This window comes from Paenibacillus sp. IHBB 10380, assembly GCF_000949425.1.
In the GTDB taxonomy this organism is placed as follows: domain Bacteria; phylum Bacillota; class Bacilli; order Paenibacillales; family Paenibacillaceae; genus Paenibacillus_AQ.
This window is the reverse complement of the sequence record NZ_CP010976.1, coordinates 4,985,174-5,009,981: the sequence shown is the minus strand read 5'-3', so window position 1 is coordinate 5,009,981 and position 24,808 is coordinate 4,985,174. Positions and strand designations below refer to the sequence as shown.

20 protein-coding genes, 1 tRNA gene, 2 rRNA genes and 1 other RNA gene are annotated in these 24,808 nt (G+C 43.3%); 2 read left to right on the top strand and 22 right to left on the bottom strand.

Annotated elements, in window-relative coordinates:
* Positions 1 to 4: 4 nt before the first annotated feature.
* The 17 genes from UB51_RS22740 to rpoE form a co-directional block, all read right to left on the bottom strand.
* Positions 5 to 81, bottom strand: a tRNA-Ile gene (locus UB51_RS22740).
* Positions 82 to 124: 43 nt separating this feature from the next.
* Positions 125 to 241: ribosomal RNA gene (gene rrf, locus UB51_RS22735) — 5S ribosomal RNA — on the bottom strand.
* 129 nt (positions 242 to 370) lie between these two features.
* A 16S ribosomal RNA gene (locus tag UB51_RS22730) occupies positions 371 to 1,926 on the bottom strand.
* Positions 1,927 to 2,270: 344 nt separating this feature from the next.
* The gene (locus UB51_RS22725) at positions 2,271 to 2,531 is read right to left on the bottom strand and encodes a pro-sigmaK processing inhibitor BofA family protein (protein WP_044879263.1); all 261 of its coding nucleotides are present in this window, start codon (positions 2,529 to 2,531) and stop codon (positions 2,271 to 2,273) included.
* Between the two features lie 14 nt (positions 2,532 to 2,545).
* A complete protein-coding gene (locus UB51_RS22720) occupies positions 2,546 to 2,824 on the bottom strand; it encodes a DUF2508 family protein (protein WP_052676038.1) in 279 nt (92 codons plus the stop codon).
* A 328-nt stretch (positions 2,825 to 3,152) separates the two neighbouring features.
* Positions 3,153 to 3,752, bottom strand: coding sequence for a recombination mediator RecR (gene recR / locus UB51_RS22715; RefSeq protein WP_044879262.1), 600 nt, complete (start codon positions 3,750 to 3,752; stop codon positions 3,153 to 3,155).
* A gap of 27 nt (positions 3,753 to 3,779) precedes the next feature.
* Positions 3,780 to 4,091, bottom strand: a complete 312-nt coding sequence (locus tag UB51_RS22710) for a YbaB/EbfC family nucleoid-associated protein (protein WP_044879261.1) — start codon at positions 4,089 to 4,091, stop codon at positions 3,780 to 3,782.
* Positions 4,092 to 4,129: 38 nt separating this feature from the next.
* The gene (dnaX, locus tag UB51_RS22705) at positions 4,130 to 5,902 is read right to left on the bottom strand and encodes a DNA polymerase III subunit gamma/tau (RefSeq protein WP_044879260.1); all 1,773 of its coding nucleotides are present in this window, start codon (positions 5,900 to 5,902) and stop codon (positions 4,130 to 4,132) included.
* 229 nt (positions 5,903 to 6,131) lie between these two features.
* Positions 6,132 to 6,399: signal recognition particle sRNA large type (gene ffs, locus UB51_RS27410), an RNA gene on the bottom strand.
* Between the two features lie 239 nt (positions 6,400 to 6,638).
* Positions 6,639 to 6,836: a 50S ribosomal protein L31 gene (gene rpmE, locus UB51_RS22700; protein ID WP_044879259.1), complete on the bottom strand. Its 198-nt coding sequence runs from the start codon at positions 6,834 to 6,836 to the stop codon at positions 6,639 to 6,641.
* 108 nt (positions 6,837 to 6,944) lie between these two features.
* Positions 6,945 to 8,219, bottom strand: a complete 1,275-nt coding sequence (locus UB51_RS22695) for a radical SAM family protein (RefSeq protein WP_044879258.1) — start codon at positions 8,217 to 8,219, stop codon at positions 6,945 to 6,947.
* Between the two features lie 62 nt (positions 8,220 to 8,281).
* Positions 8,282 to 9,619: a transcription termination factor Rho gene (gene rho, locus UB51_RS22690; RefSeq protein ID WP_044879257.1), complete on the bottom strand. Its 1,338-nt coding sequence runs from the start codon at positions 9,617 to 9,619 to the stop codon at positions 8,282 to 8,284.
* 161 nt (positions 9,620 to 9,780) lie between these two features.
* Positions 9,781 to 11,034, bottom strand: coding sequence for a UDP-N-acetylglucosamine 1-carboxyvinyltransferase (locus tag UB51_RS22685; RefSeq protein ID WP_044879256.1), 1,254 nt, complete (start codon positions 11,032 to 11,034; stop codon positions 9,781 to 9,783).
* 202 nt (positions 11,035 to 11,236) lie between these two features.
* Positions 11,237 to 12,091 carry a class II fructose-1,6-bisphosphate aldolase gene (gene fba, locus UB51_RS22680; protein ID WP_044879255.1) on the bottom strand — a complete coding sequence of 285 codons (855 nt, stop codon included), beginning with the start codon at positions 12,089 to 12,091 and terminating at the stop codon, positions 11,237 to 11,239.
* A 286-nt stretch (positions 12,092 to 12,377) separates the two neighbouring features.
* Positions 12,378 to 12,752 carry a response regulator gene (locus UB51_RS22675; protein ID WP_044879254.1) on the bottom strand — a complete coding sequence of 125 codons (375 nt, stop codon included), beginning with the start codon at positions 12,750 to 12,752 and terminating at the stop codon, positions 12,378 to 12,380.
* Between the two features lie 173 nt (positions 12,753 to 12,925).
* Positions 12,926 to 14,533, bottom strand: a complete 1,608-nt coding sequence (locus UB51_RS22670) for a CTP synthase (RefSeq protein ID WP_044879253.1) — start codon at positions 14,531 to 14,533, stop codon at positions 12,926 to 12,928.
* Between the two features lie 313 nt (positions 14,534 to 14,846).
* Positions 14,847 to 15,401 (bottom strand): DNA-directed RNA polymerase subunit delta, encoded by a 555-nt coding sequence (gene rpoE, locus UB51_RS22665; RefSeq protein WP_044879252.1) that lies wholly within the window; start codon positions 15,399 to 15,401, stop codon positions 14,847 to 14,849.
* 464 nt (positions 15,402 to 15,865) lie between these two features.
* Here rpoE and UB51_RS22660 point away from each other — a divergent pair, with 464 nt between their 5' ends.
* Entirely contained in the window at positions 15,866 to 17,071 is a 1,206-nt protein-coding gene (locus UB51_RS22660) for a S8 family peptidase (RefSeq protein WP_082063230.1), read from the top strand.
* Between the two features lie 50 nt (positions 17,072 to 17,121).
* Here the strand turns inward: UB51_RS22660 and argS are convergent, their stop codons facing one another.
* The 5 genes from argS to speE form a co-directional block, all read right to left on the bottom strand.
* Positions 17,122 to 18,801, bottom strand: coding sequence for an arginine--tRNA ligase (gene argS, locus UB51_RS22655; RefSeq protein WP_044879251.1), 1,680 nt, complete (start codon positions 18,799 to 18,801; stop codon positions 17,122 to 17,124).
* Entirely contained in the window at positions 18,798 to 19,223 is a 426-nt protein-coding gene (locus UB51_RS22650; protein ID WP_044879250.1) for a YwiB family protein, read from the bottom strand. The genes argS and UB51_RS22650 overlap by 4 nt, the downstream gene beginning before the upstream one ends.
* 212 nt (positions 19,224 to 19,435) lie before the next feature.
* Positions 19,436 to 20,608: a WD40/YVTN/BNR-like repeat-containing protein gene (locus UB51_RS22645; protein ID WP_052676037.1), complete on the bottom strand. Its 1,173-nt coding sequence runs from the start codon at positions 20,606 to 20,608 to the stop codon at positions 19,436 to 19,438.
* A 159-nt stretch (positions 20,609 to 20,767) separates the two neighbouring features.
* Complete coding sequence (gene speB / locus UB51_RS22640) at positions 20,768 to 21,637, bottom strand: agmatinase (RefSeq protein ID WP_044879249.1); 870 nt, start codon at positions 21,635 to 21,637, stop codon at positions 20,768 to 20,770.
* A 17-nt stretch (positions 21,638 to 21,654) separates the two neighbouring features.
* On the bottom strand, positions 21,655 to 22,482 hold the full coding sequence (speE, locus tag UB51_RS22635; protein ID WP_044879248.1) for a polyamine aminopropyltransferase: 828 nt from the start codon (positions 22,480 to 22,482) through the stop codon (positions 21,655 to 21,657).
* Positions 22,483 to 22,696: 214 nt separating this feature from the next.
* On the opposite strand from speE, the gene UB51_RS22630 reads away from it, so the two are divergent.
* A complete protein-coding gene (locus UB51_RS22630; RefSeq protein ID WP_044879247.1) occupies positions 22,697 to 24,745 on the top strand; it encodes a transglycosylase domain-containing protein in 2,049 nt (682 codons plus the stop codon).
* Positions 24,746 to 24,808: the final 63 nt, after the last annotated feature.

The following is a 24,808-nucleotide window of genomic DNA, read 5'->3' as shown; positions in this document are numbered from 1 at the left end:
TGAATGGTGGGCCCTAGTGGACTCGAACCACCGACCTCACCCTTATCAGGGGTGCGCTCTAACCAGCTGAGCTAAGGGCCCATAAGAATAAAAAACTCTCATGGGTAAAACCCATAAGGGTTGCGCTTGGCAGCGTCCTACTCTCCCAGGACCCTGCGGTCCAAGTACCATCGGCGCTGGAAGGCTTAACGGTCGTGTTCGGGATGGGTACGCGTGGGACCCTTCCGCTATCGCTACCAAACGCATTACAGAAAGATTGCTCTTTCAAAACTGACAACGAGTGAGGAAATATTCATGGAATCTATTGTTCCATAAGTCTTATCTTGACTCTTATATGAATGTTTCCGTTGCAGGAAACGATTCTCCATAGAAAGGAGGTGATCCAGCCGCACCTTCCGATACGGCTACCTTGTTACGACTTCACCCCAATCATCTACCCCACCTTCGGCGGCTGGCTCCCTTGCGGGTTACCCCACCGACTTCGGGTGTTGTAAACTCTCGTGGTGTGACGGGCGGTGTGTACAAGACCCGGGAACGTATTCACCGCGGCATGCTGATCCGCGATTACTAGCAATTCCGACTTCATGCAGGCGGGTTGCAGCCTGCAATCCGAACTGAGACCGGCTTTGGTGGGATTGGCTCCATCTCGCGATTTCGCAGCCCGTTGTACCGGCCATTGTAGTACGTGTGTAGCCCAGGTCATAAGGGGCATGATGATTTGACGTCATCCCCACCTTCCTCCGGTTTGTCACCGGCAGTCTGTTTAGAGTGCCCACCATAATGTGCTGGCAACTAAGCATAAGGGTTGCGCTCGTTGCGGGACTTAACCCAACATCTCACGACACGAGCTGACGACAACCATGCACCACCTGTCTCCTCTGTCCCGAAGGCCGCCACTATCTCTAGTGGATTCAGAGGGATGTCAAGACCTGGTAAGGTTCTTCGCGTTGCTTCGAATTAAACCACATACTCCACTGCTTGTGCGGGTCCCCGTCAATTCCTTTGAGTTTCAGTCTTGCGACCGTACTCCCCAGGCGGAGTGCTTAATGTGTTAACTTCGGCACCAAGGGTATCGAAACCCCTAACACCTAGCACTCATCGTTTACGGCGTGGACTACCAGGGTATCTAATCCTGTTTGCTCCCCACGCTTTCGCGCCTCAGCGTCAGTTACAGCCCAGAGAGTCGCCTTCGCCACTGGTGTTCCTCCACATATCTACGCATTTCACCGCTACACGTGGAATTCCACTCTCCTCTTCTGTACTCAAGTCACCCAGTTTCCAGTGCGACCCGGGGTTGAGCCCCGGGATTAAACACCAGACTTAAATGACCGCCTGCGCGCGCTTTACGCCCAATAATTCCGGACAACGCTTGCCCCCTACGTATTACCGCGGCTGCTGGCACGTAGTTAGCCGGGGCTTTCTTCTCAGGTACCGTCACTCCAGGAGCAGTTACTCTCCTGAATCTTCTTCCCTGGCAACAGAGCTTTACGATCCGAAAACCTTCATCACTCACGCGGCGTTGCTCCGTCAGACTTTCGTCCATTGCGGAAGATTCCCTACTGCTGCCTCCCGTAGGAGTCTGGGCCGTGTCTCAGTCCCAGTGTGGCCGTTCACCCTCTCAGGTCGGCTACGCATCGTCGCCTTGGTGAGCCGTTACCTCACCAACAAGCTAATGCGCCGCAGGTCCATCTGTAAGTGACAGATTGCTCCGCCTTTCAACATCTCCTCAGGAGAGAAAATGTATTATCCGGTATTAGCTACCGTTTCCGGTAGTTATCCCAGTCTCACAGGCAGGTTACCTACGTGTTACTCACCCGTCCGCCGCTGAGTATTAGGAGTGCAAGCACTCCATCAACTCCGCTCGACTTGCATGTATTAGGCACGCCGCCAGCGTTCGTCCTGAGCCAGGATCAAACTCTCCAATAGAATTGAAAAGAGCGATATGCTCATTTTGAAACAAACTGGCGAGAATTTACATTCTCTACCAAATGATTTCTCATTTGTTTTGACTTCACTTTCGTGAAATCTTTACTCACTCGTTGTTCAGTTTTCAAAGATCAATTTCTCTTTCGTCATCACCAGTTGTTCTCGGCGACAACTACTATATCTTATCATGTTACCCTTTCATTCGTCAAGCCTTTTTTTCAAAAACATTTTTTTGTTTCTGATTACCTTTCGGTAAGCTTGGACGCCTTTTCAAGGGGCGATTAATAATGTAACACATCAATATAAGTATCGTCAACAACAATTTTCAATTTTTTTAATATATCTTATAGTGTGATCTTTAATCCAACCAGAAGCGCCACCCCAGGTAACCCCAGAAACATTACTGTACCCACTGTTACAGGATTTAATGGGATATATATATTCGGAATAAAACCCGAAAAATTCACTGCGTATATCCCTAATGCTGCGAGCACCATGTGTATCCCTAGCACGCTTAGCCATTTAAATCCCAATCTCTTCTTGATCACAATATAAAGCAAGAGCAACATGGATACAACGAGCACACCCATCATAATCATTTTCACCTTAAGTTCCCCCTTTAGACTGCCGACTCTTCGACATCATAAATTTGCGAGCGATCCAAGCCTATTTTCTTCGCCTGTTTCAGATACATCTGATATTTGATTTCTGCAGCCTCAAGCATATGGATGGCATAATCAATCTCTTCTACACCAGATGCCTCCTCAAAATACATAACCGCTTCTTCCCATCTTGCTCGCGCACGAAGAACCTCTGTGTATAAGCTCCTCTTTTCAGCTCGCTCCTCTTCAAGCTCTTTCTTAAACCAACTGTTCCATGTTTTTTTCATCCAACTCATCTATCATTCCTCCTTATCTCGCGTTCCCACTTTTATACATATCGAGAAAAGGACAAACTTAGAACAACCATATAGAATAAATACGACGATAGATACCTTTATGCCAGACAAAACAAAAAACTTTATCGTACTCAAAGCACCGTATTCGTCACCCATTAGACTCTCTAATATGCAAACAAGAAGAAAAGACTTCTCCCTCCTTTTAAGGACGGCGAAGCCTTTTCTCGTACAAATATAAGCAAAGTATAGTGAAAACTCACCTTTCTTATATTTAAAAAAAAGAGCCCTAAGGGCTCTTCACTATAAATAGCATATTCAGCTGTTAGCATCAGCGTAGCTCGCGTCTTCCTTCTAATGCCTTGGATAAGGTAACCTCATCCGCATACTCCAAATCGCCACCTACAGGCAGCCCATGGGCAATACGGGTCACTATAATATCAAAAGGACGAATCAATCTAGAAACATACATTGCTGTTGCTTCCCCTTCGATATTTGCATTGGTCGCCAGAATTAGTTCCTGAACACGCTCATCACTAAGTCTGTTCAACAATTCCTTTAACCGTATGTCGTCGGGTCCAATGCCCTCCATCGGGGAGATTGCTCCCTGAAGCACATGGTAATATCCATTAAATTCTTTGGTACGCTCCATGGCCACAAGATCTTTGGGATCTTGAACAACACAGATCACAGACGGATCTCGCGTCTTATCCTGACATATCCGACAAGGATCAGTATCGGTAATATTGCAACAGATAGAACAGTAGTGCAGATTCCGTTTGACACTAACGAGTGCCTTGGCAAAGTCAATGACATCGTCTTCTTTCATCGTAAGAACGTGAAAGGCTAGACGACTCGCTGTCTTCGGACCAATACCCGGTAGTCGGGTAAATGATTCAATCAGCCTTGCAATCGGTTCGGGATAATACAAAACTAAAGAACTCCTTCTGCTGTGAAATTAGAACAGGCCTGGTATTTTCATTCCGCCCGTGAATTTACCCATATCATCGTTGGCAAGCTCATCTGCTTTAGTCAGGGCATCATTCACCGCTGTCATTACCAGATCCTGCAGCATTTCTACATCATCCGGATCTACGGCCTCTGGTTTAATTGTAATGGATAGCAGTTTCTTGTGTCCGTTCACTTCTGCAGTCACAACGCCACCACCAGAGCTTCCTTCTACTTTCTTAGTCACTAGCTCTTCTTGTGCCTTCATCATCTGCTCTTGCATTTTTTTCACTTGTTTCATCATCTGGTTCATATTATTCATTCGTTATCTCTCCTTTGTAGATGCACCTATAGTGAGTTCTATTCTTTTATAACTACGAGATCTTCGCCAAAAAGTTGAAGTGCCTCGTCAATCCACGGCTCTGATTTGGACTTACCGTCCTCATGTTCGTGTTCCAGCTTCAATTCTTCCTTGACCTGTTGTGTTGACCCCTCAAGAGCAGTCATCCAATCTCGCTGCATAATCGTCACCAAATGATAAGATTTACCAAGCTTTTCCTCCAGAACATGCTCTATAACCTGTTTATTAGCAGGCTTCTCGGTAGTCTCACGGTGAATATTATTCTTAAAGGCTACCAGAATAGAATCATCTAGTACAGAGGCAGGCTCTCCATCCATAAACCAAGCATGGACAGTAACCTTCTCCTCCTTAACCCCTTGAAGAACAGAACCCCATTGTTTTTGGATCGTTGTGAACGATTCACTATTTCTCTGGAGTAAGTATTCATTCAACTGTGAAGGCAGTTTAGCAGCAGAAGATGCACGTGGTGCTGGCATCCCACCTCCAGATGATCTAGAGCTTCCTCCCGAATCACGAGCATTACTAACTCCCGCTCCACCCGTCTTCATAAACTTCTCAAGCTTCTGCTCCAGAGCTACGACTTGTTGTTTCAAAATATGGATCTCTCCTGAATCAACAGGCGCAGCAGTTTGAGATGGAACACGCGCAGGGCTAATCTGATGCGACTGTTCCTGCTGAACGCCACCTTGCGGTATATTACAAAGCTTAAGCAGAGCTACCTCAAATAATGTCTGCGGCTGTGAAGCATATTTCATCTCACTTTGGTAGTGATTCAGAATATCAATCATTTGAAATAGCCGTTCACGTGAGAACGCGCTCGCCATTTCCTTGTACTCTTCTGGATTCAATACCCTGTCCGTCAGCTTGTCCGCGCGGGGTACCATTTTGATCAATAGTAGGTCCCGGAAATAATACAGTAGGTTCTCCATGCATTTATCTGCACTCTTACCTTCCTGCATGAAATCCTCCACCATCTGTAGCACTAAACCTATATCTCCATCAAGCAGACCTTGAGCCAATCTTCCGAACTGTTCGGAAGCAATTCCCCCGGTCATATTCAGTACTTGTTGGTAGGTTACATCATCTCCCGTAAAGGATGAGATTTGATCCAAAACGCTGAGCGCATCCCGCATTCCACCATCGGAAAGCCTTGCGATATATTGAAGAGCATCGTCATCAGCTTTAATGCCTTCTTCTTGACAAATACGACGTAGTCGCTCGGTCTGTTCATCCAACGACACTCTGCGAAAATCAAAACGCTGACATCGAGATATAATCGTAGCTGGCAGTTTATGAGGTTCAGTCGTTGCAAGAATAAACATAACATGAGGCGGGGGTTCCTCTAGCGTCTTCAATAAGGCATTGAATGCTTCTGTGGTCAGCATATGCACTTCATCGATAATATAAACCTTCTGTCTGACTTCCGTTGGTGCATATTTAACTTTCTCACGTAAATCACGAATTTCTTCTACACCACGATTAGATGCAGCATCAATTTCTTGCACATCCATGACAGATCCTGCCGTTATACGGCGGCAAGACTCACATTCATTACAAGGTTCCGTAGCAGGTCCCCGCTCACAGTTCACGGCTTTTGCTAGAATCTTCGCAGCACTTGTCTTCCCGGTTCCTCGTGGACCGCTGAACAGGTAGGCATGAGAAACCCGCTGTTCACGTATCGCGTTCTGCAGCGTTTGAATGATATGCTGTTGTCCCACTACGTCTTGAAAAGACTGCGGCCGCCATGCACGGTACAGCGCTATATGTTCCACTTTGCTTTACCCTCTTTCAACTTCCACTTCATGACGTGTTATCGCTTCATCATTATACTATATTCCACTGTTCAGCAAAACTTCAAATCCCCTATATCATAAATATTATTATAACAACGTACACCTACGTCTTGTCTGCCGTACGTATCTTCTTATCTCTTAAAAAGCAAAAGCACCTTCGCCACAAGGACAAAGATGCAAATAGAACATTCTTAGTTATAGATAGGTACCGTGCACCTGTTATTGATGATTGCAATCCGAGCGGCAATCCTGTGAAACTACTCGGGCTAGGCTTCCCTTCGGCACAAGAGTGTTTTGCTTATGGCTGCTTCCTTCCGGACCTGACCAGGTTCACAAGCACTCATTGCGAAGGACCCAACCGTCAACATAGCACACAGGGACCAAGACCTCACATCGACAATACCTCTAACAGGAATTCAACCTCGCTACAGCGGATTGCGAGCTACAGGGCACCGCTACCTCCCCGTCTAGCACGGCGAGGATAAGTATATCGCAAGGCAGAACAAAAATCAACTACCATTGTTCACCACGCACTCTGTTACATGCATATTACTATTGGGTATAGAATTAATGATCTGAAGGATAACACGACAACGATCATGTACATCCAGCGTTCCTACATACGATGAACAAACAAAAAAGCCCCTATTTCTCGAAAGAGTAGGGGGTTGCACGACGATTTAATCATCAAGCCGCAAAGCGGCTTATCATTAGATTAAACTCCGTATTTTTTCTTAAATTTATCAACACGACCACCAGCATCCAGGAATTTTTGTTTCCCTGTATAGAACGGATGACAGTTGGAGCAAACTTCTACACGTAGATTTTCTTTAACAGAACCTGTTTCAAATGTATTGCCACAAGCACAGCTTACAGTAGTCACGTGGTATTTCGGTTGGATTGATTCTTGCATGACTTTCACCTCTTTCCGCCCTGTGTCTCATGTGTACACAGAGTAATTGGACATATAACACGATTATAGCAGGATGATTCTCAATAAGCAATCATAATCCATTATTGTTTATATGGTAATAATCTTCTTCTTACGCACCATATCCGCTGGGGGCACATGTGTAAAAGAACCAATAACCACGTCCGGCAGTTCTGCACGGAATATTTCAAGCATCTGCTTCATGCCTAAAATTTCGCCTTGAGCTGGTGGAATAAGTTCCAGATAGCTCTCAGGGTCAATATTAAGATTCCGCATTTGAATTAACTTAAGACCCGTTCGTCTACAGAATTCGACCATGGCTTCAATCTCTTCCTCACGGTCAGTTACACCCGGGAAAATCAAATAGTTGATCGAAGTATATACACCCTGATCCGTAGCGTAACGCAAAGATTTCTCTACGTTCACAAGATTATATCCTCTTGGCTTATAGTACGCATCATAATGTCCATCTAGCGCACTAATAGTACTAACACGCATAAGATCTAAGCCCGCATCCACAATCCCACGGATATGATCACTTAATCCAGCATTCGTATTAATATTAATATATCCCATATCCGTGACCGATCTCACTTCACGAATAGCATCTATAATAATCTTGGCTTGCGTAGAAGGTTCTCCTTCACAGCCTTGCCCGAAGCTAATGATGGATTCGGGTGTTTTGAGATGCTCTAACATGACCTCAACCAGTTCATCCACCCTTGGACGGAAGTTCATACGAGTCTGAGGTGATACAAAGCCACTGTCATCTGGCTGCTCGGAAATACAACCGAAGCAACCTGCATTACAAGAATGCGATACAGGGACGGCTCCCTCCCACCTATTCAGAAATGTATTGGAGGAAGTAAGACATTCATATCCTAATGCACAATTGGATAAATGCGTGTACAGCCTATTGTCAGGATATTTCTCTGTCAACCGTTGCACACCATGGTCCAGTTCTTCCGGATCACAGTTGATAGGATTCCACTTCTCGGGATCATCTGTTAGTTCAGCCGCTACATAGAACTGACCCTCTTTCCATACTACAGCCGAATAGCCAAACAAAGGCAATTTATAGGCCTTGTCGGTCTTCACATAGCCGGGTAGACCCAATCTTGTATAACCTTGTGGCAAAAGCGCGCCAACAGCCTGGGCGTTATCTGGCAATGACATCATTTCCCCAGTGTCTGGGTCCATACCAATAGCGCGTGTACTTGGTAGACCTACCAATGTAGCACCATCCGGCAATGGAATGAGCTCATCCTCTAACATTTCAACAATCATATCCCCACTACGGGCAAGTCCGTAAAGCGAGGGATGATCAAATACATTTCCTTGTTCATCTGCATATACCAGATACATGATGTTCTCCTCTTTATCAAAAAGCTATATTTGTGCCCAATTGGCCGTGTAATCTTCTCTTTTTAGGATAACGTGGCAGAAGCAGTCGATGGGCGGGACGTTCTGCGGGTTGTACTTTGATTACTGTTTCCATTACTGCCACTATTACTTGGTTTGGCAGGTACGTCAAAAGAGGCAATAAATTCCTCATTAGTCTTGCTATTACGTAATTTTTTTAGGAATCCATCTACAAATTCAGCAGAATCATTCATGTTTTTACGTATAGCCCAGATCGTATCAAGCTCTTCTTTCGTCAACAACACTTCTTCACGACGGGTACCTGAGCGACGAATATCAATCGCAGGAAAAATACGGCGTTCTGCCAACTTGCGATCCAGATGCAGTTCCATATTACCTGTACCTTTAAATTCTTCATAAATGATATCATCCATACGCGATCCTGTATCTACCAAAGCTGTTGCGAGTATGGTTAAGCTACCGCCTTCTTCCACATTACGTGCTGCACCGAAGAACCGTTTAGGACGATGAAATGCTGCTGGATCAATACCTCCACTAAGCGTACGTCCAGAAGGAGGAATAACAAGGTTGTATGCACGAGCGAGGCGGGTGATGCTATCCATTAAGATAACTACATCTTTCTTATGTTCAACTAATCTTAATGCCCGTTCCAGTACAAGCTCTGCCACTTTAATATGATTCTCTGGCAATTCATCAAATGTAGAAGCAATAACTTCACCTTTTACAGAACGCTGCATATCCGTTACTTCCTCAGGCCGTTCATCAATGAGAAGTACAAACAATGAGATTTCAGGATTGTTAGTAGAGATACTATTGGCAATTTCTTTTAGGAGGAGCGTTTTCCCTGCTTTTGGAGGTGCTACGATTAATCCACGTTGTCCAAGTCCTACAGGTGCGAGTAAATCCATAATACGTGCGGACAAATGGTTAGGGGATGTCTCAAGTATAAGTTTCTTTTGTGGATATAGAGGAGTTAGCGCTGGAAAATGTAGTCGTTCCGCTGCAGTCTGAGGACTTTCTCCGTTCACGGCATTAACCTGAAGCAATCCAAAGTACCGTTCATTCTCTTTCGGAGTTCTACATTTTCCGGATACTAGATCTCCAGTCCTTAAATCAAATTTACGAATTTGTGAGGCAGAGATATAAATATCTTGTGTACTCGGTAAGTAGTTAATCGGTCTTAGAAAACCATACCCTTCGGAAAGTATTTCTAGTACACCTTCCATAAACATCAATCCACTCTGCTCTGCTTGTGCTCGCAGAATAGCAAAAATTAATTCTCTCTTCTTCAGTTGACCATAATACGGAATCTGGTATTGCTTTGCTAGCTTATACAGATCGGTCAGCTTCATTTCTTCCAAATCGGTAATTTGTAGATCCATGTAATAACCACCTATTCAATTTTATAAGTCCATATATCACAATCTATTAGTCTATGAAAATTCCTTATTAGGACAGCTTTGCCCCATTCTGAAGAAAATATGCAAATTCAGCCAAAATAATGACTGAAAAATTGTATTTTCTCCAACATAAGGCTATAAATTTAGTCAGTCTCACGCCACACATCTGCTCCTAAATGACGAAGATTAGTAACCAAATGGTCATACCCACGATCAATATATTCTACGCCAGTAACTTCTGTAATACCTTCGTCTACTGTAAGCGCAGCAATGACAAGCGCCGCCCCTGCACGTAAATCCGTTGCTTTTACTTTAGCTGCATTGAGTTTGCTTTTCTCAATAATGGCTGAACGTCCTTCGACACGGATCTTAGCCCCCATGCGTATCAATTCGGGGACATGCTTAAATCGATTACTATATACAAAATCGCTAAGCACACTAACACCCTCAGCCTGTGTCAGTAGACTCGTCATTGGAGATTGTAAATCGGTAGGGAATCCTGGGTAAATTAACGCCTTCACATCTACATGCTCATATTTACTGCGTCCAACAACACGAATACTTTCATCAAGCTCTTCTATTTGAACGCCCATTTCGAGCAATTTAGCTGTCATAGCTTCCATGTGTTTGGGGATAACATTGTCAATAATCACATCACCACGCGTAGCGGCAGCTGCAATCATATACGTTCCTGCTTGAATACGATCGGGAATAATGGAGTGACGGCAGCCGTGGAGTTCAGAGACACCTTCAATACGAATGGTTTCCGTACCGGCGCCCTTGATTACGGCTCCCATGGAATTAAGGAGTGTTGCTACATCTATGATCTCAGGCTCTTTAGCCGCATTTTCGATGGTAGTGGAACCTATGGCACGGGCTGCAGCTAGCATAATGTTAATGGTTGCTCCTACGCTAGATACATCTAAATATATTTTAGCTCCCCGTAATTCTTTAGCGTGCAAGTGTATAGAACCATGTTCATTCGTTACTGTAGCGCCTAGCGCTTCAAATCCTTTAATATGCTGATCGATAGGTCGGGGCTCGAAATTACAGCCTCCCGGTAAGCCAATCACTGCTTCATTAAATCTACCAAGCATGGCACCCATCATGTAATAAGAAGCTCTAAGCTTCTTTACAGAACCATCCGGCATGGGAATTGATTTGATGGATGAAGGATCAATTTTCATCTGGCTGCCTTCCCACGAAACGCTCGCACCAAGCTCCTCAAGTATTTCGGCGTACACAGCTACATCACTCAATAGCGGTAAATTATCCAGAATAACTTCCGATTCCGCCAGAATAGCAGCCGGAATCAAGGCAATAGCGCTGTTCTTAGCACCGCTGATGGATACCGTGCCATGTAGCGGCCTTCCGCCAGTGATCATCAATTTTTCCATAAGCTCAAGGGTCCCCCTAAATATTTTGCAGCCGATAATAATACGTGCTGTTGGGATTTTTATAGTGAAAAATGGAAAGACACCGGCTAAGCGGTGCGCTCTCCATCACAAATTATTCAACTTGTCAGCCCTAAGTGATCTACTCTGACTCACTTAGAATAAGATTTCAGTATCTTGTGCAATATGCGCATTACTAAAACTATTACGCTTGGTTGTTAGAACCGAACTCACGCATTTTACCGATAACTGTTTGTTTAATTGCTTCGCGGCCTGGAACGATGAATGTACGTGGATCATATGCATCTGTTTTCGCAGCAAGCACTTCACGAACTGCTTTCGCAAATACGATTTGATTCTCCGTGTTTACGTTAATTTTAGAAGTACCCAACGAGATTGCTTTTTTGATATCATGTGTTGGGATACCTGTACCACCATGAAGAACAAGTGGAAGGCTGATTGCATTACAAATTTCTTCCATTTGAACGAAACCAAGGTTTGGTTCGCCTTTGTATGGTCCGTGAACAGAACCAAGTGCTGGAGCTAGTGTATCAATGCCAGTCTCGTTTACGATACGTACACAATCGTCAAGTTTTGCATACATCACATCACCGACAACGTCATCTTCTTGACCGCCAACAGTTCCAACTTCAGCTTCTACAGAAACGCCTTTGGAATGTGCATATTCGACAACTTTTTTAGTTGTTTCGATGTTTTTGTCGATTGGGCTATGTGAGTCATCGATCATAACGGATGTAAATCCTGCATCGATCGCTTCTTTACATTTATCAAAGCTTGAACCATGGTCAAGATGAATCGCAACAGGAACTGTAATTTTCATGTCATGTAAAAGACCTTCAACCATCTTCACAACAGTATAGAACCCGCCCATATGACGCGCTGCTCCCTCAGATACTCCAAGGATTACTGGTGATTTCTCTTCTTCTGCGGCACCCAGAATCGCTTGAGTCCACTCCAAGTTATTAATGTTATATTGACCAACTGCATATTTACCTTCAAGTGCTTTGTTTAACATGTCTTTCATAGATACTAATGGCATGGTTTCAATCCTCCTAAGAAATGTTGTTATTATTTTCTATAAACTAAATCCGACATCTCAGACAACTTTCATTATACCACATCATGTCCAAAAAACTAAACATGCATCTACGTAAAACTAGAACTGCAGCTTGTCCATCTAGGATAAGTCTCAGTCCTGCGTTTCTTATGGCCATAATTTAAAGTTAGATGCCACTTAATAATATATTCTATTTTATAGGAGAAAGGCTGTGTCAGATAACACAGCTTTATTAAGTTCTTTTTATTACAATCTTTGTTAACCGTTTTTATACTTTGTTATTCCTTAATTGTGTGTTTACCGCTACCCTCATCTCATCAATATCAAACGGTTTAGTAAAGTGCATAAGTGCACCTAGTTCGGTCGCCTCTTTAATCATGTCTAGCTCACCATATGCAGTCATCATTATGACTTTGATCTCCGTATTGATTTCTTTAATATGTTTAAGAATTTCAAGTCCATCCATACCTGGAATCTTCATATCGAGTAGCACTAAATCCGGGGCATCATTCCTAACTATTTCTAAAGCCAATCTTCCATTTGCCGCCTGGAACATTTCGTAACCCTCACTACTAAAAACTTCCATTAACAGAATGCGAATGCCATTCTGATCATCAACGATTAATACTTTCTTCTTATCCAATCGTTTCAACCCCCCAAGAATCGACCACCGTTAATGTTATTCAACAACATTCCATCATTTCTGCAAGTTATCCAATTAATGTTATTCGCTTCTATAATATCGAATTCCTGCTATATTCCAAATTTGTTTAACAAAAAGAGGCCTCCTATTAAGAGGCCCCACTTTAACTTTTATTAAATATTATCTTGATACTTCACAGATGCTTTTACAAATTCACGGAACAAAGGCTGTGGACGGTTCGGACGGGAGGTGAATTCCGGATGGAATTGTACCGATAGGAACCATGGATGTCCTGGAAGTTCTACAATCTCAACTAGACGACCGTCTGGAGAAGTTCCGGAAATTTTCAAGCCTGCTTGTTCGATTACTTCACGGTACTCATTATTAAATTCATAACGATGACGGTGTCTTTCGTATACCAACTCATCGTTATAACAAGACATAGCTAAAGATCCTGGTTGCAATTTACAAGGATATAATCCAAGACGCATCGTTCCACCCAAGTCTTCGATATCCTTTTGTTCTGGTAATAGATCAATCACAGGGTACTCAGTTGCAGGGTTAATCTCCGAGCTATTAGCTCCTTTAAGCCCTACAAGGGCACGGGCATATTCAATAACGGATACTTGCATACCAAGACAAATACCGAAGAAAGGAATATTGCTCTCACGCGCATAACGAATGGCTGTAATTTTACCTTCAATACCACGATCTCCAAAACCACCTGGTACGAGGATACCACCTACACCATGAAGCATGTCCTTTACGTTGTCGCTAGTAATCTCTTCTGCATTAACCCAACGAATCTTTACTTCTGCATTTGAATCAAAGCCTGCATGGGAAAGGGATTCTACAACACTAAGATAAGCATCATGAAGAGCAACGTATTTACCAACAATGGCAATTTCCACTGTTTTCTCAAGCTTTTTGATTCGATCTACAAGTCCTTCCCACTCTGTCATGTCTGGTTTAGGTGTAGTTAGCTTCAAATGGTTCACTACAATTTCGTCCAATCCTTCATCACGAAGATTAAGTGGAACTTCATAAAGTGTAGCGGCATCGCGGCATTCTACAACTGCATCCTGATCAATATCACAGAAAAGGGCAATTTTAGCCTTCATATCTAAGGAAAGCTCATATTCTGTACGGCAAACGATAACGTTTGGTTGAATACCAATACTACGTAGTTCCTTAACGCTGTGCTGAGTAGGCTTTGTTTTCACTTCACCAGCAGCTTTGATGTAAGGGATAAGTGTCACATGAATATACATTACGTTCTCACGGCCAATTTCACTCTTGATTTGGCGGATAGCTTCTAGGAATGGCAAGCTCTCGATATCCCCTACTGTACCACCGATCTCTGTAATAACAACGTCAGAGCCCGCTTCACGACCCGCACGGTATACACGTTCTTTAATTTCATTCGTGATATGTGGAATAACCTGAACGGTACCTCCTAAATAATCACCGCGACGTTCTTTGCTAATAACGGAAGAATATACTTTACCCGTTGTTACGTTGCTGTTCTTGGAAAGATTAATGTCAATAAATCGTTCATAATGCCCCAAATCAAGATCCGTCTCAGCTCCATCGTCCGTCACAAAAACTTCACCGTGCTGATATGGACTCATGGTTCCAGGATCCACATTTAAATATGGGTCAAATTTCTGAATCGTTACCTTTAATCCTCTATTCTTGAGCAACCTGCCAAGTGAAGCGGCAGTAATCCCTTTACCGAGAGAAGATACAACCCCACCGGTCACAAAAATATACTTTGTCACTGTAAAAACCCTCCTAATTAAAGTCCCGATATTCATGAAATCTATGATGTTTCCTTAGCCACAGCAACCACATATTAACAGTAATCATTACATAACAATATACCATTCCAACTGAACTGGCATGGCACTCAATCTTTATCTAAAAAAACAAAAAAGTGACACCCGTAGTACGGGGGCACTTTTTATCATTTCAATAAATATTCTTCTTCAATCATAAGCCCATGCAATAGTTTACTCCGTGCCTTGTACTCTGTCAAGTCAGGAACAGGGAAACAGATCTCAGGATAAATAGCTTATAACTTTGTAGAGTATTCTAGTCCCTACTATTACCTGAATCATCGGATTCTTCATCTTCATCTTCATCTGACGAATCGTCATCATCTTCATCTAAATCGGCATCCTCTAGGATAACTTCTTCTTCAGCTTCTTCCTCGCTGTCATCATCACTATAAATGTCGTCATGGTCTTCATCAATTCTGTCGAAATCTTCACCGTCATCACCACTATAAGTTTCTTCATCCGTGAAGTCGTCATCTTCCAAGTCATCGTCATCATCATTGATGATTCGTGGACGCTTGGCATTAGCAATCGGATCTTCAGAACGATCAGCAGGATACCAACGTTTCAGACCCCAGAGATTAGTTCCAACGCAGGCGAACCGTCCGTCGATATTAATCTCCGTATATAACTGTGCAATGGTATCATTCATTTGTTTCTCTGTTAGACCACGCTGCTTGGCTACCTCTGACATCAAATCAAGGTAATAATAGGGCGTATTAACCGTCTTTAGGATGGCAAACGCCAAGTCAACCATCGGCATTTCCTTAATTCTTTCTGGATCAATTTTTAGTTGGATTGGGGTACTCACTTGCGAACACTTCCTCTCATGCAATGTTCAATTTAACACGCATTTTAGATCAATATATCCCTTAACTCAGATAAGTAAAACCTATTTGGGATTAAAATGCAAGTTTTAATCCTAAAACTAATATTTTATAAAATAATCAAGGATACACGACTTCGTCATCCCAAAAGGATGGCATTCGTTTACCGATGAAATAAGGACGGAAGTTTATACTTTCTAACATTTTAAAAAAAGACAGGGTAAAATCCCCTGTCTTCTGACTGTATCCATCCCCCGCAAGGAAGACTTCCTTATGGAGTTGTAGTAAGAGCCATCCGGTCTCTTGTTATATTATGTACGCGGCTTCACTTTGACAACAACCCAGCGCCTATTTACTAAAAAAAAGGCAAGTTCCCACTCATACCGTGCTACAGCTTCATACAATAACTCAGCATTAGCATGGTTCATCAAGAGGGGGACTGCCCAATATGGACTACACCGGTTTTATTCAAATGCTACTTGAAGAGTCTGAACGTCCCGCCTCGGCACTAGAAAGACGTATCATTACCTTTCATAATCCCCAAGGCTTCAACGCATACCAGCGGGAATTGCATGCACTTAAATCAAGCGGTATTACCATTCCGAACGTGCAGTCAGCTAATTTAATTAAAGCTATCATTGCTCCTCTACCGTGTCGAAGCAAGTTGATTAACAAATATAAAGATACACTGCACATTGAAGACGATGTTCAGCTAAAGGTTCATGCTCTTCCAAGCACTATTGAGAATAGTCCTGGCATTCCTTATGGAGTCAAACAAATCCAAGCACCCAAGGCATGGTCAACATCCACAGGCCACCATATCAAAATTGGTGTCATTGACACAGGTGCTGATTATTATCATCCAGATCTACGCCATTCGCTTGCCAGAGGCATCAATCTACTCAATCGAAATATGATGCCCTTAGATGACAATGGTCACGGAACTCATATTGCAGGTACTATCGCCGCAGCTAACAGTACGGTAGGAATGATTGGTGTAGCTCCACGAGCTACTATATATCCCGTCAAAGCTTTTGATCACAACGGCTCTGCTTACGTATCCGACATTATTCTCGGTATCGATTGGTGTGTAAGGAATCATGTCGATATCATTAATATGAGTTTTGGAATGAAGACCCGTAGCCGAGCCTTACAAGAAATTGTTAACAAAGCGTATAATGCAGGCATTTCAATTATTGCTTCATCAGGAAATGACGGAAAACGACGAAGTATTGATTACCCTGCTCGTTATTCACAGACCATTTCCGTTGGAGCTACGGATCATAATCGTCGAATCGCCGGATTCAGTAATCGAGGACAATATATTGATATCTATGCACCTGGTGACAAAATTATATCTTCTTGGACTCGAGGCAAATATCATGAAATGAGTGGCACTTCTATGGCAACCTCACATGTCAGCGGAGCTATCGCACTATTACTGTCACAGAATCGAAATTTAAACCCTAGCGAACTTAAGGCATTATTGCGCCGCACTGCCACTCCCCTACGTGTTCGAAAAGGGCAACGATTAGATCGAGACTGCGGTGAAGTAAATGCACTTCGCTTGTTAAAAGAAGGCATGAAAGCTAATGCAGCCACCTCTGAACCGCTAACCGCTAGCATAAAACCACAAAAAAACCGTCCTTCCTAACGTAGGAAAGGGCGGTTTTATCATGACAATATAATTACAAGCTGGTTGAATTACATTTTCTCCGGTGAAGTCACACCGATCAATCGTAATACATTGCTGATGACCGTGCGCACTGCGTTTAGCAACGCCAAGCGAGCTTGTGTCTGTGCGGGATCTTCTGTAATTACACGTTCTGCCTTATAGTAGCTGTGGAACATAGAAGAAAGCTCATATACATAACGCACCATCCGGTGTGGCGCATAGTGATGTACCGCTGTTGCAATTTCCTCTGGCAACTCCCCAACCTTGCGAATAAGGTCGTATTCACGTTCAGTTGTTAACTTATTCAAATCAATTTCTGTGAGTGGCAATAGTGTAATGTTCTGCTCTTCCGCCTGACGGAAAATACTGCAAATCCGCGCATGTGCGTATTGCACATAGAATACAGGATTCTCGTTAGATGTTGAAATCGCTAGATCCATGTCGAAATCGAGATGCGAGTCCATACTCCGCATCGTAAAGAAGTAACGAATCGCGTCAATGCCTACTTCATCCATCAGATCTACCATCGTAACAGCTTTTCCTGTACGCTTAGACATTTTTACTTTTTGGCCATCTTGAAATAAGCTAACCATCTGTGCGATCAATACGGTTAATTTATCAGGATCATTACCGAGCGCTTCCATAGCTGCTTTCAAGCGAGGAATGTAGCCATGATGGTCGGCACCCAATATATTAATCATTTGATCGAAACCACGGCTATATTTGTTACGATGATAAGCGATATCCGGCATCAAATAAGTATAGGTTCCGTCATTTTTCACCAATACGCGGTCTTTGTCATCTCCATATTGAGATGTGCGTAGCCACGTAGCTTCGTCTTGATCGTAGACTTCACCTCTTGTCTTCAATTCAGCAAGGGATGCTACAACCTGCCCGTTCTCATACAGGGACGTTTCGCTAAACCATTCGTCAAAATGTACTCTGAATCGAGAAAGGTCTCGCTTTATTTTATCTAATTCCTTCTCAAGGCCGTACACACGGAAGAATGCGGTCCGCTCCGCTGGCTCCATCGAGAGTAGAGAATCCCCTTTTTGTTCCACTAAATCTTTAGCGAATCCCTTAATGTCTTCTCCATGATAGCCGTCCTCAGGCATCTCAACCGTCTGTCCCAGTTCCTGCATATAACGAACTTCTATCGACTTGCACAAATTAACAACCTGGTTACCTGCATCATTAATATAATATTCACGAGTGACTTGGTATCCCGCCATATCAAGCAAGTTACAAAGTGCATCTCCTACTGCTGCACCACGAGCATGCCCAAGGTGAAGGCTTCCTGTAGGGTTAGCGCTTACGAACTCCACTTGAACTCTCTTACCTTGACCAACATTAATCCGTCCATAATCGTTGCCTAGTTCCTGAACCTGCTGTATGACAGGATACAAGTATTTCTTCATCAGAGTAAAGTTAATAAATCCTGGCCCCGCAATTTCTGCCTTCTCGATAAAAGCTTTATTAAGATCCAAATGGCTGATGATTTCTTCTGCGATCTGGCGTGGATTCTTCTTCGCTATTTTTGTCAATTGCATGGCTACGTTACTAGCTAAATCTCCATGTACCTTATCCTTAGGTACTTCAAGGGTGATCGTAGGAATATCTTCTTTGGTAACTATGCCAGCTTGGATGATAGCATCAACAATAACTTCTGATACTAATTGGTTAATCTGCTCTAGTGGGTTCTGTATCATGATTTGGGTTCCTCCTGTATATATAAACTAATTGCAAAGCGTCCAGATAAATCGTCATAGACATATAAGTCATATGACCAACTCACGCGCCCTAGCCCCCCTTGGATATCCATCTTCATCTCATGCGTGTACGTCGAAAGATTGAAGGTAGTATAAGGAGAGCGATAAAAGCCAGGCAACGTCGTATCTAGTTGATAAGACTGCTCTGACTCTACTTCACCATGTCGAATGATTTTCACTAATTCGGGAGTAATCTTAATTGTCGTTCTTGTGGAGCCACCCTTCGGACCTGCCTCGGGTTCCTCGTACCTTACATACAGTACCGAGCCTTTGGCAAACACTTCAGCCAACATATCCTGCACCACTTCTTCTCCTTCATGGTGACTCCGTAGCTGTATTACAGCCTTCATCATATCTGGCATACGTGAAACAATCTCCAATCTATACATTCTATTGTACTACTATATCCAGTTCCCTGATTCAATTCAAATAAAATAATGGATAGATTCATCGTTATGTAAAATAAACGGATACCTATTCAACTTCGAAAAAGTATCCGTGTCTGGGTTATGCCTACTCAAGTAAACGATATACTTCATACTACCTAACGCTGCTTTAAGAGGAGGAGTACCACTTATTGTATCGAAAATTTACGGTTCCAACTTAATCCACCATCACGGGTCATATATATAGATGACTTGCTAATACCTGTTACTGCCATCCACCCCCGCTTACCATCTGTAAAGGAAATACGAGCATCAACTCCACTAACGGATGGCGTGATGTTCTTCCATGTCTTACCTCCATCATAAGTGCGTCCTACGGATACGACTTCTCCCGCTGGTGAACCGGCACCTAAGATTGCTGTATCTCCATCAATTAACTGTAGATTACTAGGATGTCCTCCAGCCTGCGCTGGGCCTTTGTCTACAACAGCCTTCCCATCACCCGGTGCTGGACCTCCGCCAGCTGTAGACTGACCGATCACGCGATTCCAATGTCCTCCACCATCCGTACTGCTGTATAGCGAATAGGATACTTGTGACATCCCTGATTCACCGTACAACAAGGCCCACACTTGCTTGCCGTTACTATAAATTTCTCCTCCGGTGTTACTTGTAGCAGCTACATTTAGCTTCGTAGACCAATTCTTTCCCCCGTCTACGGTCTTCATAACCTTATAGCCGCCGCTAGGAATCACTACGATCGTCCATCCATGTTTCACATCATTAAAAGATGTAAATCGACTATTGACCGGAGTAGCAATCTTATCCCAATGACTCCCCCCATCGACAGTCTTGTAAGCTGCCATTCGTACGTACCCAAAGCCTACAGCCTCACTGACACGATCCATACGTTCAAAGCTTACACTGCCTGTAGAAACCTTACTCCAATGAGATCCCCCATCCGAAGTTTGTATTAAATACTTTTTCTGTTTAGAAGGAACAGATGCGAGCGCCCATCCATCCTTGTTATTAGGGAAATCGATTTGTGTAAACTCCCACCGTCCTGTATAAATTTCCTGCCAATGGCAACCTGCATCCGAAGTGCCGATCATAAATCCATTCCCTGCAGCTCTTCCCATGTCCTCATTTAAAAATTGAATATCCGCGAACTGAAGTGGGTCTTTACCTTCATTGGAATGTTGCTTCTGCAACTTACCCAGCAGGCCATGATCTCCACTTCCACAAGGTGCTACTGTTGCTGCTACAACCTTGGAAGAGGAAATGAAATAACCCCCTGAAAGCAGTAGCGCTAATGCCATCCATAATAGAGCAGATCGTTTGATAAATTTAGTAATCAACATAGAAGTCACTCCTTCTATTATTACATTACCCTTATTTGGGTTTAATAAGACATTATGAAGTCTAGGTATGTACGTTTAAAAAAACACCTTACAGAAACAACAACGGAACCTAGTGGCTTCCTAAATTATCGTTTTTGAAGGTGCTTTGCTATGAAAAATCTATTTCACAAAACCTAGCAACATTTCACGAATCAACTTCGCTGCTACAATTTGTGTCTGTTCTGTGTGGTCATAGATAGGTGCTACTTCTACCAAATCACAGCCCACAACATTTACTCCAGAATTTGCAATAAGATGCACAGCCTCTAACAATTCCTTAGAAGTAATTCCACCTGCTTCTGCCGTACCTGTACCAGGAGCTGCAGAAGGATCAAGTACGTCAATGTCAATTGTAACATAGACAGGACGACTCCCCATCTTCGGCAAAGCTTCCCTAAGCGGAGCTGCTACCTCAAAGGGGTGGAAGTTGATATTCTGATGACCAAATTGAAATTCCTCGCGCGAACCAGAGCGAATACCGAACTGGTAAATGTTACTTCCACCCATAAGCGCCGCTGCTTTACGTACAGGCGTAGAGTGGGAGAGAGGTTCACCCTCGTAGTTTTCTCTAAGGTCAGCATGTGCATCGATATGAATCAAAATCAGATCAGGATACTTCGCGTATACCTGCTGAATAACAGGCCATGTCACGAGATGTTCTCCACCGAGACCGATTGGAAATTTATCATCAGCCATTAACTTGCCAACATATTCACTGATGACCTCCAAACTACGTCCAGCATTACCGAATGGCAGTAGCAAGTCTCCAGCATCGAAGTAAGTGATATCCTCAATACTTTTATCAAGATAAGGGCTGTACTCCTCTAGACCTACTGAGGCTTGACGAATATGTGACGGGCCAAAACGAGAGCCCGGGCGAAAGCTAACGGTATAGTCCATAGGCATGCCATATATAACAGCCTTAGAACCTTCATAATCTTCTGAGCTACAAATAAATACGTTACCTGAGTATGCTTGATCCAATTTCATCGTCTGTTCATAGCCTCCTATTTCGTTAGATCTTCCACGAATTTCGGCAACACAAAAGCGGCTTTGTGCAGACGTGACGTGTAATACTTTGTATCTAGCTCAGGGATAGTTGCTTCGTCTAATTCAAGTGGATCATGAACTTTACTTCCCATTGTAAAGGTCCAGAGACCACTTGGGTAAGTTGGAATATTCGCAGCATATACACGAACGATCGGGAAGATTTCTTTCACGTCACGATTTACTTGTTGGATAAGATCTGCTTTGAACCAAGGGTTGTCCGTTTGAGCAACGAAAATTCCATCCTCTTTCAACGCTTCATAAATTCCCTGATAAAATCCGCGTTCGAACAACGGTGCAGCAGGACCTACAGGTTCTGTCGAATCCACCATAATAACGTCATATTCATTCTTATGATTGAGAATATGCATGTATCCGTCATTTACCAATACCTCAACACGAGGATCTTCCAATTTACCAGCAATAGAAGGTAAATATTTCTTGGAATATTCAATGACTTTACCGTCGATTTCGACTAATACAGCTTTCTCAACTCCTGGGTGTTTGATAACTTCACGAATCACGCCACCATCTCCACCGCCGACTACTAGTACATGCTTAGGATTAGGATGTGTATTCAGTGCTGGGTGAGCTACCATTTCATGATATACGAATTCATCTTTTTCTGTTGTCATAACCATGCCATCTAGAACAAGCATGTTACCGAATTCTTCTGTCTCCACCATCGCTAGATCTTGAAAATCTGTTTTCTCTGTCACGTAAGTTTTTTTAATCTTCGCAGTAATTCCGAATACGGGCGTTTGTTTCTCTGTGAACCATAATTCCATCGTATATACCTACTCTCATTTTATATTTAATGTTTAGCCTTCACATTTCTGTCTATTGTACCAAACAAAATTGATTATATTAAATTAAGGTGAAAATGCAACCATTTTCGACATATATTTGCCCATAAGAAATCATATCGCATGTAAAGTGAATATCTATGCCCTTCCCATCCCATAATGAAAAGAAAAGGAAATGAAAGGGAGCATACATGTCATGTCGCAACAATCTACAAAGCAACTTAAGCGGAAAAGAAAATTTCTGATGATGATTAAGTTATTGTTCGGTATGACTGTCCTTGTTCTTCTAGTTAGTGCGATCGCCCTTGGATATTTATATCATTCAAACCTACCCGTTGCTGATACGGATCGGAACTCTCGAATACTTGATAGCCAAGGCAACATTATGGCCACCTTCTCGGCGAGTGGGCGCAGTTATGAACCCGTCACTTTAGATGAAATATCTCCTTTTCTAATCGAAGCTACTCTTGCCGTAGAAGATCGTAAGTTCTATGACCATTTAGGATTTGATATCAAAGGAATGGGCCGGGCCATACTAGTCAACCTCAAGAAAATGAATCGTTCACAGGGAGCGAGTACACTCACACAACAGTTAGCCCGAAATCTATATCTAAGTCATGAGAAAACATGGTCACGTAAAGTAAAAGAAGCGATGTATACGACACAGCTAGAGATGAAATACAGTAAACAGGAAATTCTACAAATGTATCTTAACGAAATTTATTACGGTCATGGTGCCTACGGCATCGAAGCTGCTTCCCGTATGTATTTTGGAAAGTCTGCTAAGGACTTGAACCTTGCAGAAAGCACTCTACTAGCTGGAATCCCTAAAGGGCCCACCTATTATTCTCCCTATAATCATTTGGATAGCGCCATCAAAAGACAGCGAATTGTCCTTTCCACCATGGTGGAGACAAAGAGCATTACGAAGCAAGAGTCCAATCAAGCAGCACGCGAAAAGTTAATCATCAAGCCTCAAGGAGAGCAGAAGACTATTGTGACGGCACCTTATTTTCGCGATTATGTACGGAATTTAGCGATTAGTGAGCTAGGAATCAGTGAAGAACAACTTGATCATGGTGGATTGAACATCTATTCAACGCTAGATTCTCATACCCAAGAGGCGGCAGAAGAGGCCGTAGCTAGTGGCATGGACAAGGGCAGTGAATTGGAGACCGCTCTGATCTCTATAGATCCTCGAACAGGGTATATAAAGGCCATGGTGGGTGGGACAAATTATCAGACTAACCCTTATAACCATACACTAGCTACAACACGCCAGCCGGGGTCAACCTTCAAACCCATCATGTACCTAACGGCCCTAACTTCCAAGAAAATGTCCGTACTCAGCACGTTCAAAAGTGAGCCAACGCTGTTTCACTACGATAATAATCGCAAGACGTACCAGCCAAGTAACTTCGGTGAAAAGTATCTGGGTGAGATTAATATGCAGCAGGCTATCGCCACTTCGGACAATATATATGCTGTCAATACGATGATGACAGTAGGACCAGACAAGGTCATAGATACAGCACAAAAAATGGGCATTAATAGTCCTCTTCAAGCGGTGCCCTCACTGGCATTAGGAACTTCACCAGTCAGTCCACTTGAGATGGCGTCTGCTTTTGGCGTGATTAGTAATGGTGGTGTTCGTATGGCCCCTATAGCTGTGCTCAAGGTGACGGATTCCACAGGAGAAATAATATATGAGGCAGAGACAACGCCAGGTGAAGCTGTGGTGGATCCCGCTGCTACTTATGTTCTGACGCATCTAATGGAAAGTGTGTTTGAGAATGGCGGAACAGGTAACCGTGTATCATCCCTCATAAAGCGCCCTGTAGCAGGCAAAACAGGTACGACCGACACAGATGCTTGGCTTGTAGGATTCACACCAGAACTCGCTACAGCTGTATGGGTGGGATACGATAAAGGCCGAAATATTGAGAATAGCGATGGGCGCCGAGCTGCACCTATTTTTGCTCAATTTACGGAAAAGGCACTAGAGAACGTCCCGCCCAAAATTTTTCCCATTCCAAGTCAAGTGGTTAGTGCCTATATCAATCCGGAGTCAGGGCTACTTGCTACAGCAGACTGTCCTGAGAAAACATTGGAAGTATTTGTCCCCGGCACGGAACCAACAGCGTACTGCACACTCCATGGTAGTAAACAACAACCTGCCAAGGAGGAAGCCATTCCCGTAGATCGCACATGGTGGTCCAATCTTAAACAGTGGTGGATGGATTAATGGTCAACTATACTCTAGAGCAGCCTAGAACTAAATCAGTGGTTCCGACTGCTCTTTCTCTTT